Origin of the sequence: Fictibacillus nanhaiensis (genome assembly GCF_042686385.1) — a bacterium.
Taxonomy (GTDB): domain Bacteria; phylum Bacillota; class Bacilli; order Bacillales; family Fictibacillaceae; genus Fictibacillus; species Fictibacillus nanhaiensis.
Window position 1 is genome coordinate 186,064 of sequence record NZ_JBHUPF010000006.1, and the last position, 14,885, is coordinate 200,948.

General features: G+C 42.0%; 13 protein-coding genes. 9 read left to right on the top strand and 4 right to left on the bottom strand.

Annotation, left to right across the window (positions count from 1 at the left end; all coding sequences use genetic code 11):
- Positions 1 to 125: 125 nt before the first annotated feature.
- Together ACFS5O_RS04705 and ACFS5O_RS04710 are read left to right on the top strand one after the other, a co-directional pair.
- Positions 126 to 1,409, top strand: coding sequence for an HD domain-containing protein (locus ACFS5O_RS04705; RefSeq protein WP_205724900.1), 1,284 nt, complete (start codon positions 126 to 128; stop codon positions 1,407 to 1,409).
- A 277-nt stretch (positions 1,410 to 1,686) separates the two neighbouring features.
- A complete protein-coding gene (locus tag ACFS5O_RS04710; RefSeq protein ID WP_205724901.1) occupies positions 1,687 to 2,190 on the top strand; it encodes a YwgA family protein in 504 nt (167 codons plus the stop codon).
- Between the two features lie 54 nt (positions 2,191 to 2,244).
- Here ACFS5O_RS04710 and ACFS5O_RS04715 read toward each other — a convergent pair whose 3' ends face one another.
- Positions 2,245 to 2,454 carry a hypothetical protein gene (locus ACFS5O_RS04715; RefSeq protein WP_066399131.1) on the bottom strand — a complete coding sequence of 70 codons (210 nt, stop codon included), beginning with the start codon at positions 2,452 to 2,454 and terminating at the stop codon, positions 2,245 to 2,247.
- A 113-nt stretch (positions 2,455 to 2,567) separates the two neighbouring features.
- On the opposite strand from ACFS5O_RS04715, the gene ACFS5O_RS04720 reads away from it, so the two are divergent.
- Positions 2,568 to 3,008, top strand: coding sequence for an immunoglobulin-like domain-containing protein (locus ACFS5O_RS04720; RefSeq protein WP_205724902.1), 441 nt, complete (start codon positions 2,568 to 2,570; stop codon positions 3,006 to 3,008).
- A gap of 234 nt (positions 3,009 to 3,242) precedes the next feature.
- Here the strand turns inward: ACFS5O_RS04720 and ACFS5O_RS04725 are convergent, their stop codons facing one another.
- Positions 3,243 to 4,559, bottom strand: a complete 1,317-nt coding sequence (locus ACFS5O_RS04725; RefSeq protein ID WP_205724903.1) for an NCS2 family permease — start codon at positions 4,557 to 4,559, stop codon at positions 3,243 to 3,245.
- 162 nt (positions 4,560 to 4,721) lie between these two features.
- On the opposite strand from ACFS5O_RS04725, the gene ACFS5O_RS04730 reads away from it, so the two are divergent.
- The gene (locus ACFS5O_RS04730) at positions 4,722 to 5,252 is read left to right on the top strand and encodes a YwhD family protein (protein ID WP_198768719.1); all 531 of its coding nucleotides are present in this window, start codon (positions 4,722 to 4,724) and stop codon (positions 5,250 to 5,252) included.
- Between the two features lie 368 nt (positions 5,253 to 5,620).
- On the opposite strand, the gene ACFS5O_RS04735 is transcribed toward ACFS5O_RS04730, so the two are convergent.
- The gene (locus ACFS5O_RS04735; protein WP_205724904.1) at positions 5,621 to 7,684 is read right to left on the bottom strand and encodes a transglycosylase domain-containing protein; all 2,064 of its coding nucleotides are present in this window, start codon (positions 7,682 to 7,684) and stop codon (positions 5,621 to 5,623) included.
- A 118-nt stretch (positions 7,685 to 7,802) separates the two neighbouring features.
- On the opposite strand from ACFS5O_RS04735, the gene ACFS5O_RS04740 reads away from it, so the two are divergent.
- From ACFS5O_RS04740 to speB, 5 genes are all read left to right on the top strand, one after another.
- Positions 7,803 to 9,089 (top strand): amidohydrolase, encoded by a 1,287-nt coding sequence (locus ACFS5O_RS04740; protein ID WP_205724905.1) that lies wholly within the window; start codon positions 7,803 to 7,805, stop codon positions 9,087 to 9,089.
- 145 nt (positions 9,090 to 9,234) lie between these two features.
- The gene (locus ACFS5O_RS04745; protein WP_205724906.1) at positions 9,235 to 9,696 is read left to right on the top strand and encodes a CarD family transcriptional regulator; all 462 of its coding nucleotides are present in this window, start codon (positions 9,235 to 9,237) and stop codon (positions 9,694 to 9,696) included.
- 580 nt (positions 9,697 to 10,276) lie between these two features.
- Complete coding sequence (gene mle / locus ACFS5O_RS04750; RefSeq protein WP_205724907.1) at positions 10,277 to 11,125, top strand: alpha/beta fold macrolide esterase; 849 nt, start codon at positions 10,277 to 10,279, stop codon at positions 11,123 to 11,125.
- Between the two features lie 840 nt (positions 11,126 to 11,965).
- Positions 11,966 to 12,796: a polyamine aminopropyltransferase gene (speE, locus tag ACFS5O_RS04755; protein ID WP_205724908.1), complete on the top strand. Its 831-nt coding sequence runs from the start codon at positions 11,966 to 11,968 to the stop codon at positions 12,794 to 12,796.
- Between the two features lie 292 nt (positions 12,797 to 13,088).
- On the top strand, positions 13,089 to 13,961 hold the full coding sequence (gene speB / locus ACFS5O_RS04760) for an agmatinase (RefSeq protein WP_066399100.1): 873 nt from the start codon (positions 13,089 to 13,091) through the stop codon (positions 13,959 to 13,961).
- A gap of 296 nt (positions 13,962 to 14,257) precedes the next feature.
- On the opposite strand, the gene ACFS5O_RS04765 is transcribed toward speB, so the two are convergent.
- On the bottom strand, positions 14,258 to 14,881 hold the full coding sequence (locus ACFS5O_RS04765; protein WP_205724909.1) for an AmiS/UreI family transporter: 624 nt from the start codon (positions 14,879 to 14,881) through the stop codon (positions 14,258 to 14,260).
- Positions 14,882 to 14,885 lie beyond the last annotated feature (4 nt).

A 14,885-nucleotide genomic window follows, 5' to 3' on the forward strand; every position in this document is an offset into this window, starting at 1 on the left:
TAGTAGTCACAACACGATACTTATACAGAAAATACCTTCTTAGCTAGACAGACCAAGGAAGGGATTTTTCTTTTTTACGAGAATTCTTACCTATAAATGCAGGTGAAGGAGCAGGAAAAAAATCAATGGCTAAACTCTTAGGAAAGTTGCACGAAGAGAAAGTATTTAAAGACCCAGTGCATCGTTACATCCACGTGCGTGATGAGCTGATCTGGCGTCTGATCGGTACGCGCGAGTTTCAAAGACTGCGAAGAATTCGTCAGCTTGGAACGACATACTTAACATTTCATGGAGCAGAACATAGCCGTTTTAGCCATTCTCTTGGTGTTTATGAGATTACGAGGCGGATCATTGATATTTTTCAAGAAAAGAAAACGTGGGACCCAGAAAAGCGTCTGCTCGTTCTTTCCGCGGCCCTTCTACATGATGTAGGACACGGTCCATTCTCACATTCATTTGAAAAGGTGTTTGGTGTGGATCATGAAGAATTCAGTAGAGACATCATACTCGGAGATACAGAAGTTCATCGCGTGCTTTTGCAGATGGGAGAAGATTTTCCTGTGCAAGTAGCAGAAGTAATCGCGAAAACACATAGAGATAAATTAATCGTTAGTCTGATCTCGAGTCAGATTGATGCAGACAGAATGGATTACCTGTTACGAGACGCTTATTTTACAGGAGTGAGTTACGGTAATTTCGATATCGAGCGAATCCTGCGTGTGATGCGCCCGACTGAAGAAGGCGTCGTTATAAAATCTAGCGGCATGCATGCGGTAGAAGACTATATTATGAGTCGTTACCAAATGTACTGGCAAGTGTATTTTCATCCTGTTACGCGCAGTGCGGAAGTCATATTAAGTAAAATTTTGCACCGAGCGAAGGAACTGTATGAAACAGGATATACATTCAAAAGAGAGCTGTCTCATTTTAAAACGCTGTTCGAAGGTAATGTTTCGCTTCAAGATTACATATCGCTCGATGAGGGCGTAATCCACTATTATTTCCAAGGATGGATGGAAGAAGAGGACAAAATCTTGAGCGATTTATGCCATCGTTTCATCGACCGAAAACTGTTCAAGTATACGGAGATGGTCTCATTTACAGATGGTCATCTGCTGTCGAGTTACTTTACAGAAGCAGGCATCAATCCGAAATATTACTTAGTAGTCGATTCATCGTCAGATCTTCCATACGACTTTTACCGCCCAGGCGAAAAAGAAGAACGTCTGCCGATCAATCTATTAAAACCAAACGGCGATATCCGCGAGCTGTCCAGAGAATCAGACGTCGTAGAGGCGATCTCAGGCAAACGCCGAACAGATCACAAACTCTATTATCCCCTCGATCTAATCGAAGCGATTGAGGATAAAACGCTTAAAAGTAAAATTAAAGAGATTTTGAATAGATAGTGTGTTTAACAGTCGATTTGACTATCAGATTCACTTCAAGTTGTTGTTTGTTACTAAAAAGACATCACTGAAAAGTTGTTGGAGTGTAAGGTGGGAGACTCCTGGGGGATGAGCGGGACAGGTGAGACACCTAAGGGCGCATAGCGTCGAGGTGGCTCACCGCACGCCCCCCGGAAAGCGAGCACCTGAAACGGAAATCGACTACTTACAAACACAACATTGACTAGCCAGAAAAATAAATAGATAAAACGAAAAAGGATGTTAGGGGGAACGTACTGTGTTTGAGGATCATTTAAAGGTAGTCACCTTGATTCAAGAAGCCGGAGAAGTCGTCGGTCGGAAAAAGCTTCAAAAGATGGTGTACATCGCAAAAAAGCTAAACTTTCCTTTCCAAGAAAAATATCAATTTCATTTTTACGGCCCATATTCCGAAGAATTAACGCTTAAAATTGAAGAACTTTGCAACATGGGATACATACATGAGGTAAAAGAAAAGGTGAGCGGCTATTCGCAATACCGGTATGCCGTGAACGAAGAAGGTCAGCAACTTCTTTCCACATATGGTGCAGAGATTGAAAAACTAGGGAGTTGTGTTCGCTCCATGAACGAGCAGTCTTCTAGATTCTTAGAATTAGTCTCTACCGTGATGTATTTCGAGAAACTTGAGAAGGACGAGATCAAAGAAAAGGTACAGACGGTCAAGGCGAAACAAAAGTATACAGAAGAAGAGATGGATGAAGCTTTTACCTATATTGATTCGTTAAAAAGTCAAGTTCAATAAAAAATAAACCTGTTTAGTTAGCGTGGAATAGATGCTGATGAACAGGTTTTTTATTTACCATCTAAATTGTAAGGGATGGCCGTTATTGTAAAGACCATAAAAATAAATAAATGTGATAAAGATCGTAAATGGAACGATAATACCAAGCAGCGTCATAAAAAAGCCTTTTGCCACACTTTTTTCATAAAGGCGCGTTGCGTAATAGCCGATTCCGAGCCCTATAAACAAGAGCGATAAAATTAGAGCAACAAGCCAAAGTTTCATGCTAGCGCCTCCTCTATTAACAGCATATCCAGCACATTCTCCTTATAAACGACAGTTTAACTGAAACTTTTTAATAAGAGGTACGACTAACAGGGTAAAAGGAGGGCTTAGTGATGAAAAACATGAAGCTGATCGTAATGGCGTGTCTGCTCGTTCTCCTCGCCGCTTGCGGCTCTAAAGCAATGCCTGATGAGGAAAAAAAGAACGGAGCGCCTCAAGTTAAGAATGAGATACCAGCTGAAAAAGAAGTTGTACAAGCTGAACTCGCACTCCAAGAAAATAGAAAAGCAGCAAAATTAACGTTGAAAAACTCATCCGATAAAGAAGCTGGTACAGGAACCGCGTATGCACTTGAAAAATGGACAGACGGTAAATGGGAGAAAGTGAATAACAATCAAATGTTTACTGAGCAGATGATCATGGTGAAAGCTGGATCAAACTATGATCAATCCATTGATCTAAAAGAACAGGGTGCAGGCACGTATCGTGTATCGAAAGAATTCTTTGTCGATGAAAAGAAGGAAAAAGTAGCCGTTGTGTTTGAGACAGAATAAGAAAAGACCGGTCAGCCCATTATTGTGAGGGTCGGCCGGTCTTTTTGTGTTTTATTAATTTTTTGTCTTTTATACTTCGTTGCAAAGTTGATTGTAGCGCAAGGTTGCCGACTCCTATGGGACGAGCGGTCAGGTGGAGACAACTTAATGGTGCAAAGCGGCAAGTGGCTCACCGTTCGCCCCATGGAAAGCGAGCAACCTGGAGCGGAAATCAACTGCTTTACAAACAATTTTTTAATGAGGTAAAAACGCTAATTGATAGAAGAACAACACCGCAAACAAGTAAACCAAGAACGGAACTTCACGATATTTACCTTTTACAATCTTCAAAATCGGATACGAGATGAATCCTAATGCGATACCAGTTGCGATAGAAGACGTTAATGGCATCGTCAAAATTATCAAGAACGCCGGGAATGCTTCATCAAGTTCGTTCCAATTAATTTTACTTAAAGAACCAAGCATCAAACTTCCAACGATGATCAGTGTTGGCGCAGTGATTGCGGCTAAGCCTGAGATCGCACCAACGAGTGGAGAGAAGAACGCAGCGGCCACAAATAGGATCGCTACCACCACAGATGTTAGACCAGAACGTCCCCCTGCCGCTACGCCTGAAGATGATTCGATATAAGCACTCGTTGGGCTCGTACCAAACGCTGCACCAACTGTTGTCGCAACGGAATCAGCTAACAGTGCTTGACGTGCACGAGGCATCTTGTTGCCTTTCATCAGTCCAGCTTGTTCTGCTACACCTACCATCGTACCCGTAGTATCAAAGATCGTGACAAGCAAGAAGGAGAACACAACAGCATATAATCCATATTGAAACACGTCAGAAAAGGCTGTAATCGGATCACCAAAGATGAAAAGTTCTGATGGTAAGTTTGGTGTAGATACGAAACCTTCTTTAAATTCTAAATGCCCTGTAAAGTAGGCGATTGCACCCGTAATGATCATTCCGAAGAATAAAGCACCGTTCACGTTCAGTCCCATCAAGATCAACGTGATAGCAAGTCCACCAAGAGCAAGAAGCACCGTTGGTGAATGCATGTCACCTAACGTTACTAAGTTATCGGGGTGAGCCACAATAATTTTTGTAAGACGTAAACCGATGAACGCGATAAATAGTCCGATACCCGCTGTAATACCGTGCTTCAGGTTTGCAGGAATGGATTCGATCAATTTTTCACGAAACGGTGTTAACGATAGGATGACGAACAAAATACCTGCAACAAACACTGCCCCAAAAGCGATCCGATAATCGATATCAGGGTTGTTTCCTACAACAGAAAACGCGAAGTAGGCATTCAGCCCCATACCTGGAGCAATGGCAATCGGATAGTTGGCCATTAAAGCCATCCATAGTGTACCGACTACCGTGGCAATAATCGTTGCAATAAACACGGTGTCAAAAGGAACACCAGCAGAATGCAGGATAATTGGGTTGATTATGACAATGTAGACCATCGTAAGGAATGTAGTGATTCCTGCTAATATTTCTGTTTTGATGGTCGTACCAAGTTCTTTTAGTTTAAAAAATGAAGAAAGCATACGTTAGAACCTCCAAAATACGAACGATTTATAAGTACATGATATATAATATTCGTTTTTAGGTACAATTTCAACAATTATCTTCAAACTTTCCAACTGAGAGTTTTTCATGATTTGTGATACAATACGTGTTAACAACGAATGTTTAGAGGAGCTGGAAGCATGAAAGATTTTTTCAATTCCAATGATGCTGATAAAAAGAAAAAAGGGATGGGCTTTACCATCATAAGTGGTGACTCTACAGACGGTCATGGTGGATATGGTGTTGGTAGTTTAACACTTGATCACGTAACACCCGTAATCGTCGATGTAGAAGAGTCGATCGCTTATATCGATATGGGAGCGATGCACGCGAGAAGTGATGTGGAAAAGCGCATCAAGTTTACGCCAAATCGTGAAGATACACCGAATCCTCGTCTTTATTGGCTCGTTTGGGTTACGATCAATAGAAAAGCAGAAGGACCGTTTTACTTCGGGTTGACGGCATGTGAGATGCAAGTAGATGTTGAAGCACGAAGAGGCTATAAAAGTCTTCCAGAACACGTAAACCGTATGGATAAATCCATGAAGGGTAAAGTGATTGTTGAGGATATGGACGTGAACGCTCGTCGTGTGCTTGGCAACTTCCTTAAAGAACATGATGAAGCAATGTTTAACCGTTCAAGTGACGAAATCAAGTCATTAGTGGAATAAAAATGGCAAAGTTATGAACCTTTTTTGAACATTTTGCAAATAACTTGTGACAAGAAAGCACTTCCATTAATATAGTAGGTAGCATTGTACACACAATGTTTCTAGGACAATAAAGTGCCCGGGGCTCCTGTAGTAGAGCTCCGGGCATTTTATTGTCCTTTTTTTGAGTTTAGCGAATGATGCAAGATAGTCGGGATATGTCGAACTGTATCGACTCGTGGATATTTAGCAAAAACTTGTGGATTAAAGCCCGAAACTTGTGGATTAAAGCTCAAAACTTATGGATTCAGACCTAAAACTTTTGGATTGAATGCTTCGTGTAGCTGGCTGGCAACGTCTAGCAGCGAGCTGACAAGGTTAACGTCACATCACCAAGAAAAAATCCGGTTGAAGAACCCTTTTTCCTCTTTTTTTTGCTCTAACTTTTCTTTTATTTCAATTGAAGCACCGTGTTCATCACAATATTCTACGGGTTCTGTTCCTTTTTCATAATAGGAGATGCGAGTTATTGGACAGCTATCGGTTGCGAGCTTTCCGTTTTGTGGGTTGATCGTTACCGCTGTAACGCCTTCTGGTTGTTCAAACGATAGAATCTCTTTGTTCTTCAACGCACCTTCCATAAAATACGCCCAGATTCGTTTGGAGTATCCTGTATCGTTCACATCATGCAGCTCTTCGTTGTTATCGTAGCCGACCCAAACGCCTGTAACAAGTTGTGGAGAATATCCGACCATCCAACTGTCATTCGGCGTAGAACCTGATTTTCCAGCCATCGGACGCGTCAGATAGTGGTTGATACTTGAGCCTGTCACACTCGTATAGTCATTCAATTTTTCATCAAACGTACCGGCTAACAGATCGGTCATAACAAAAGCTTTGTTCTCGTCGATGACTTGTTTACTTTCATATTTATGTTCATACAGCACTTTGCCTTTAGAATCTGTAATCTTCGTGATGAAAACAGGATCTACCTTCTTACCACCATTTGCAAACACGCCGTATGCGTTCGTCAGTTCTAACACACCTACTGCTTTTGAGCCTAGTGCAAGTGAAGGGATGCTCGCGAGTTCACTTTTAATCCCGAATTTCTTAGCTGTTTTAACAAGCTTCTTCGGGCCGAGATAGAGATTCGTTTTTACAGCATAAATATTATCTGACAGCGCGAGCGCCTGAGCCATCGTAATAAAATCATTTGCATAGCGGTTCTTGAAGTTCTTCGGCTTATAATCGCCTACACCATCTCCCATCGCGAATGTTGTTCGTTCTGATTTAATAGGAGTAGACGCAGTGTATCCATGCTCAAGCGCCGTATAATATAGAAAAGGCTTAAATGTTGAACCTGGCGCACGCTTCGCTTGAAGGGCACGGTTAAACGAACTCTGCTCAAAATCTCTGCCGCCAACGAGCGCTTTCACATCTCCGCTTCGAGGATCCATAGCAACTAATGCTGTTTGGATCGAACTGTTATCGATGATGCGATTTTCAATCGTGTGTTCAGCAACTTCTTGCATTTTTGGATCAAGCGTCGTGTAGATTCGAAGGCCACCGAATTGTATCGAGTTCGTGTTCACGTTCAGTTCCTTTTTTAAAGCACGCATCACGGCATCCTGAAAGTAAGGAGCGACCGTTGCGACTTCTTCCTCTTCTTCTCTTACATAGGTTAACTGATCGGATGCTGCTTTTTGGACGGCTGACTTCTTAATCGTTCCATCTTCAGCCATCGCGTTTAAGATGATGCTTTGTCTTTTTTTCGCGTTCTCTTCATGAAGGATCGGAGAATAATAGCTCGGACCTTTTGGAATTCCCGCTAACATCGTTGCTTCACCTAGTGAGAGCTCTTCAGCATTTTTGCCGAAATAGTAGCGAGATGCGGATTGGATGCCATAAGAGCCGTGTCCGTAATAGATCGTGTTCAAATAACCTTCTAAAATCTCATCCTTTGAATAACTCATCTCAAGACGCAGGGTGTAGAAAGCTTCTTGAAACTTTCTTCGCCATGTTTTGTCATGTGTTAAAAAGAGATTACGGGCATACTGCTGCGTGATGGTACTGGCTCCTTGAACTTTTGCGCCAGCTTTTAGGTCAGCGAGCAATGCGCCCCCAATCCGCTTCATATCAAAACCGTTATGTTTATAAAAACTTTTATCTTCAATAGAGATCGTTGCATTGATCACATGTTTATCAATTTTTTTGAGTGGAACCCAATACCGGTTCTGACCGCCGTTGTTGATCTCACCCATTTTAGAACCGTCCGCTGCGTACATGATAGTCGTTTGCGGAACAAGCAGAGCGGGAGGGCCCATGAGTTTAGCGAGCAGCAAAAGCCCGACAAAGGATAATGCAAAGCATCCAGCAACGATAAGACCCCATTTTTTCATCCAGCGTATTTTCTGCTGTTTCGTAGCTTCTTTATAGATCTGCCAAAACTTCATAATCCGCCCTCCTTAAAAACTCTCATTTTGTTATCTAGTATGGTGAAAAAAGATGCTCCTTAAACGTGAAGTGAGAATGAAGTGCTATAATGGCTGTGAGAAAGAGGAGGTTCGAAACATGCTTATACAAAACATTCAATATATGACCGTTTCGGCAGATGGAAAATGGGTTGTTAACACGGGAGATATCCTTATAAAAAATAATAGGATTGATTCAATAGGAAACTTTGAATGCGATGAAACGGTTGAGAAGCTCGACGGAAAAGGGATGCTGGCGCTGCCGGGCTTAGTGAACGGACATCAGCATACACCGATGTCGCTGTTGCGTTGCTATAGTGATGATGTGACATTGATGACTTGGTTAAATAAAAAGATGCTTCCGCTTGAGATGAAGATGAATGATGAAGATCGTTATTGGGGCGCACTTCTTTCCATGGCGGAAATGATTAAGAGTGGCACAACTTCTTACGCAGATATGTACATAGGAATCGACACGATCGGAGAAGCGGCCGTTGAATCGGGTATTCGTTCCGTTATCGCACGAGGGCTTATCGCGATGGACTCGGATTATGAAGGTCGATTGAAGGAAGCGGCTGATGTTGTTGACCGCTGGCACGGACAAGGAGACGGTCGAATCACAACGATGATCGCTCCGCATTCACCATATATGTGTCCCCCTGATTTTTTGAGGGCGGCTGTAAATCTTTCAAAAGAAAAGAACGTTCCGCTTCATATTCATTTGGCAGAAACGAAAGACGAAGAGAAAATGATTCAAGAAAAGCATGGACTGAGACCGGTTGAATATTTAAAACAAGCAGGGGTGTTCGATCGCCAAGTACTTCTCGCGCACGGTGTTCATTTTAACGATGCAGATTATGAAACGCTGAAAACCATCCAGGGCGGTATCATTCACAATCCGGTAAGTAATGCGAAGCTCGGATGCGGGATCGGTGATGTAAAACGTTTAATGGATAGCGGTGTGAAGGTTGGTTTAGGAACGGATGGACCAGCGAGTGCCAGTTCTCTTGATCTTTTCTTAGAAATGAAAGCTGCTAGCTGGTTCCAAAAACTGAAGTACGAAGAAGCGGCGGTGCTCAGTGCGCATGATGTTTTATCGATGGCCACGCAGCATGGTGCTGACATCCTTGGAATCGGGGATGAGGTGGGGTCCTTAACGGTCGGTAAAAAGGCAGACCTTCTATTGATGGACATGAACAAGCTTCATCTAACGCCAAGTCATGAACCGGCTAATCTTCTTGTATATTCTGCAACGGGACAAGATGTGGATACGGTGATCATCGATGGCAAAATCGTTATGCGCGGCCGCGAGTTGAAGACGATTGATGAAGAAAAAGTGATAGCAAACGCTAAAGATCGAACGAAAGAGCTTCTAGGGCGATTATGATAAGTAGGGTGTCTCAAAATTGAGGCACTTTTTTTGTTGTGAAAATGATTGACATGAAAATTATAATCGTGATATTATAAAATATTTGATTAAAATCAACTCGTATGATACTCTTAGAAGGTTAGCAAATCTGGAGGTGGAGTATTTGTTTCAAATTGGCGATAACATTGTGTACCCAATGCATGGAGTTGGCGTAATTGAAGCCATTGAAGAAAAAGAATTCCCCGACGAAAAACAACAGTATTATGTGATAAAGATGTCAGTCAGCAACATGCAAGTTATGATTCCAGCATGTAAGATTATGACTTCTAAAATTCGTCCAGTTACAGAACTATTAGCACTAAAGCAGATCATGCACGATTTTCACAATGGAGAATCTGAAACATTACTAACGTGGAAAGAAAGATACAAAGTAAATTCAGATAAGCTAAAAACGGGGGAAATACGTGATGGTGCCGAAGTTGTACGTGATTTGATGCGTATGAAGAAAGAAAAAACACTGAATGCAAGCGAAAAAAAGATGTTGGAAAGTGCATATGGATTTTTACTCAGTGAACTGGAAGTAATCGAAGGAATCACTGAAACCCAAATCAAAAGTTTCTGTTAAGGTTTAATGGCATGGTATGAGGCTTGAAAAGAATCTCATTCATAGTCGTTTCAGAAACAACACACTTCTTAAACTTACTTAAAGTAACCTCTTTAATTTCTACAAGAGTTAATCCTTAATTTTGATTTTACTTTCCTCTATAACCTTATGAAGTTTTTCAAATCCAATTCTATTTAATAATCACATGATCGTAGTAATACTGATTCACACTGGCACGGACAAGGAGCCGTAAGGATGGAAGAGAGGTAGGGCTTCCATTGTTTTAGGTATACCTCAGTGACTATTTTTTAGAAGATTTACTTATCCACCTCCACTAGTACTGTTAATTGAATGTAAAATGGGAAAAGCAGCCGTGAGTGGGTAATCGCGGGTGCTTTTTGTTTTTTTTTTGACAAAAAAGTTCAGAAAATTATGTTAAAATAAATAAAATTGAATACCTACAAAAGGAGGCCGACACGTCATGATCATTAAATGGATCAAACTTCGTTAATGACAAGTGCAGGCCAAGACGACTCCGTTGAGTACTTATTGCTCTGCGCTATATTTTAGGCAAAAAAATAAAATCACGGAGGAAACAATGATGAAACAACAACTTTTACAATCAAATCAGGTAGATATAAATACAGAAAGCTTCGGTAACCCTAGTGATCCTGCTGTTCTGCTCATCATGGGGGCGATGTCTTCGCTTGATTGGTGGGATACAGAATTTTGTGAGCGTCTAGCAGCAGCGGGGAGATTTGTGATTCGGTATGATCACCGTGACCTAGGTCAATCCGTGGTCTATGAACCTGGCACGTCGAACTATACGATTGCTGACCTGGCTGATGATGCGTTTGGCATTCTAGATGCCTATTCCATAGAGAAAGTGAATATCATGGGAATGTCTCTTGGTGGAATGATCGGTCAGATTATGGCGATCAAGCATCCTGAACGTGTACGAAGCCTCACGATTCTTGCGTCCAGTGTCTTCGGTTCAGAGCAAGCTGAGCTGCCTCAGATGGATCAAGAGATTTTAGATTTCCATGGAAAAAGTGCATCTATTGATTGGAATAATCGAGAAGAGGCGATCGCTTATCTAGCAGACGGATGGGAAGTCCTTTCGGGATCTAAACCTTTTGAAAAGAAAAGAATGTACGCATTGGCAGAAAGAGAATACACACGCGCCAAACAGATTCAAAGCCGATTTAACTATATGTATCTAGGCGGCGGTGAAGATTATTTCGATCGGATGAATGAAATTAGAGTTCCTACGATTATTCTTCACGGAACAGAAGATCGGGCCCTTTCGTTCGAACGCGGTCAAGCGCTTGCGAGAGCGATTCCGCATGCTGAACTCGTCACGCTCGAAGGAACAGGCCATGAGCTGCATACAGAGGATTGGGATATCATTATAGATGCGATTGTAAGGAATAGTTCTATGGGTGAGTAAGGGTTTAAAGCCATGAGCGGGAAGGTTGCTCATGGTTTATTTATTTTTGAGTCGTGCATTTTGTAAGGGCTAGGGGTATAGAATTGGGTGATGGAGTATAATTTTGTCAACTCGTGGATAAATGGACAAAAATCGCGGGATTAAAGCTAAAACTCGCGGAATAAAATCAATAATTTCCGGGATTATAGCTCTAATTTATTGAATTAGAGTGGAAAATACCCCCGTTGGTATAAGTGTGTTAACACGAATTGTTCCTAATTTGGCCGGTTATATCATATTCCATCGAAAAAGAAATCGCCCGTGCACGAGACACGGACGAATGGGCGCCAGAAGGGACACACGAGTCGGTAAAGCAAGGCCGGATTTTCTGAGACGAAAAGCCGGTGCTTTTACACGTGTGACAGAGGCCTATTTATTTTTAGACGTAAGGACAGTAACGATAAGCGAGCTGAAAGCGACCGCGAACATCAACGCCTCAAAGATCGTCAGAGGCATCACCCCCCTTAACTGTAAGCTGCGGATACCCGCAAGATGTCCAGCTTCAGTTTAAAAAAGGGAATGCGCCGACCGTCTGTCCTTCTGAACGCTATCATCATTATACCACTTAAGTAGTCAGAATAGTCAGCCGAAAGAAACAGGGTAATTGACTCATTTTTCGTGGATATCGATTAGGAAAACAGAAATGTGGTATGGATAAGAAGTGGTTATTCGAAATTAGATGCGTTCTTACAAAAATTGAATTGGAATGTTAGGTCCCAGAATGCTATAATCATTTTGTTTGTAAAATCTCGAAACAACGATGCCTGGCATTTCAAAATATATAGTAGGAGTGAGACCAACATGAGTATTTGGTTTACTGAAAAACAAACGGAAAATTTCGGAATTACGATGAAAATTAACAAAACGTACGTATCTGAGCAAACAGAATTTCAAAAGCTAGATATGGTTGAAACTGAAGAGTTCGGAAACATGCTGATCCTTGATGGCATGGTTATGACAACGCAAAAAGACGAGTTCGTTTACCACGAGATGGTAGCACACGTACCTCTTTTTACACACCCTAACCCAAAAAACGTTCTAGTTGTAGGTGGAGGAGACGGTGGAGTAATCCGTGAAGTGTTAAAGCACCCATCTGTAGAAAAAGCAGTTCTTGTTGAGATCGATGGAAAAGTAATCGAATATTCTAAGCAATACTTGCCTGAAATCGCTGGGGACCTTGAGAACCCGCGCGTTGAAGTAAAAGTAGATGACGGATTCATGCACATCGCAACGAGCAATAACGAGTACGATGTAATTATGGTTGACTCAACTGAGCCGGTTGGACCAGCTGCTAAGCTTTTTGAAAAAGGTTTCTATGAAGGAATCTCTAAAGCTCTTAAAGAAGACGGAATCTTCGTTGCTCAAACGGACAACCCTTGGTTCACGCCTGAGTTGATCTCTCAAGTATTCAGTGATGTTAGTGAGATCTTCCCGATCACGCGTCTTTACACAGCGAACATACCAACTTACCCAAGCGGACTTTGGACGTTCACGATCGGATCTAAGAAACACGATCCTCTAGAAGTACCGGCTGATCGTTTCCACGATATCGAAACAAAGTATTGGACGCCACAACTTCACACAGCTGCGTTCGCGCTGCCGAAGTTTGTTAGTGATCTAATTAAAAAATAAGTTTGCATATACATTGTTGTTTGAATGAGGTTAATTTCCGCTACAGTGGCTCGCTTTCCGCGGGGCAGGCGGTGAGCCACTTGCCGCTATGCGCCATTAAGTGTCTCACCTGACCGCTTGTCCCGCAGGAGTCTCGCCCTTGCGCTACAATTAACTAGTCATTGAAGCAAAATAGGCAAAACAACAAGTATAGTTTTTATTAAAAATAATGAATTAAAATGAGGGCCGTCAAAGGTAAGTGTGAGCTTGCTTTTTAGGACGGTCCTGTATTTTACATAAGGAGTGTAAAATCATGCGTTTTGATGAAGCTTATTCTGGAAATGTGTTTATTTTAAGTAAGCCTGATTATAAGACGGCTGATGCTGTTCTTTACGGCATGCCGATGGATTGGACGGTTTCTTTCCGTCCGGGTAGCCGTTTTGGCCCTGCTCGTATTCGTGAGGCATCTCTTGGTCTTGAAGAGTACAGCCCATACATGGACAAGCATCTTGAAGAAGTGAACTATTTTGATGCAGGAGACATCCCGTTACCGTTTGGAAATCCTCAGCGTTCACTTGATATGATCGAAGAGTACGTTTCAACGTTACTCGCTGACAACAAGTTTCCGCTAGGAATGGGTGGAGAGCACCTTGTGACTTGGCCGGTATTCAAAGCGTTGAAGCAAAAATACGATGACTATGTTGTGATTCATATCGATGCACATGCTGATCTTCGTGAGCAGTATGAAGGAGAAGTTCTTTCTCACTCAACACCGATCCGTAAAGTATGTGATTTGATCGGCGCAGAAAACGTGTATTCGTTCGGAATCCGTTCTGGTATGCGTGAAGAGTTTGAATTCGCAAAAACAAGCGGCATGCACATGTACAAGTTTGATGTGGCTGAGCCGTTAAAAGAAGTACTTCCAACATTAAAGGGACGTAACGTGTACGTTACGATCGATATTGATGTGTTAGATCCATCTGCAGCTCCTGGAACAGGAACAGCTGAAGCTGGAGGAATCACGTCAAAAGAGCTTCTTGAAGCGATTCAGTTGATCGCAAAAGCGGACATCAACGTGATCGGAGCAGACTTAGTAGAAGTGGCTCCCGTTTATGACCACTCCGAGCAAACACCAATCGCAGCTAGCAAGTTTCTTCGTGAGATCTTGTTAGGCTGGGTAAAATAATATAAATGTAACCCCTGTTTGAAGGCTGTTGTTTGTAGCCGTTGAACAGGGGTTTTTTATTTGGTGTGCATGTTGAGGGAATGTCGAGCTGTGTCGAATCGCCTTTATTTTGTGAATTAGACTTAATTGGTATGAATTTAGACTTAATTTTTTCGAAATAGGCTTAATAGAACCATACTCCGACTTAATTACTCATCAAAACGACTTAATTGCCATCCGCCACCCTCATCACACAACATCTAGCAGACCCCAAGACATAAGAAAACCGGCCTCGAATCATCGAGACCGGTGAGCACCTAAGCTAATTCTTCAACTAATTTTTCTTTTTTGATCGATTTTGCAAACAAAATCGCTTCTACTACAAAATAAACCATTGATCCGATGCATACATACGTCCAGATTTCTTGAAGCTTGGCGTTTTGCCACAAATCAAGCAGCATGAATAGAGAAGGCAGCGTTAACGTCACCCATGACTGAACGAAAGCGACTCTTCCGATATAATTTTCGTACGGTTTTTTAAGTGCGGATGATAAGAAGAACAGAAACCATAGGAACGCCCACAACACCCACGTTAGAGCATTTACAATGTCATTTTCTTGAACGTAAAACACAAGTGCATAAACGATAGCCATCATCGTTACCCACAGCGAGTACCATCCGAGCCCGCTGGAATCGAATCCTTTTAAAATCGTTACTCCTAGATAAAGGTACGTGAATCCAAACAAGAAGACAGCGCCATTGTTGAACATCGACCAGTTTGATCCATTAGACGTAATAATGAGATAGATCGGCGTGATGACTTGAAGTAATCCGACTAATATATTAAAAAACGCGACACTTTTTTCCTCAGCTTTTCCAAGCAACATTAAGCTGTTTAAGAATAAAGCCCCACCTGAAAACAGCAATCCTATAGCACCCATTTTA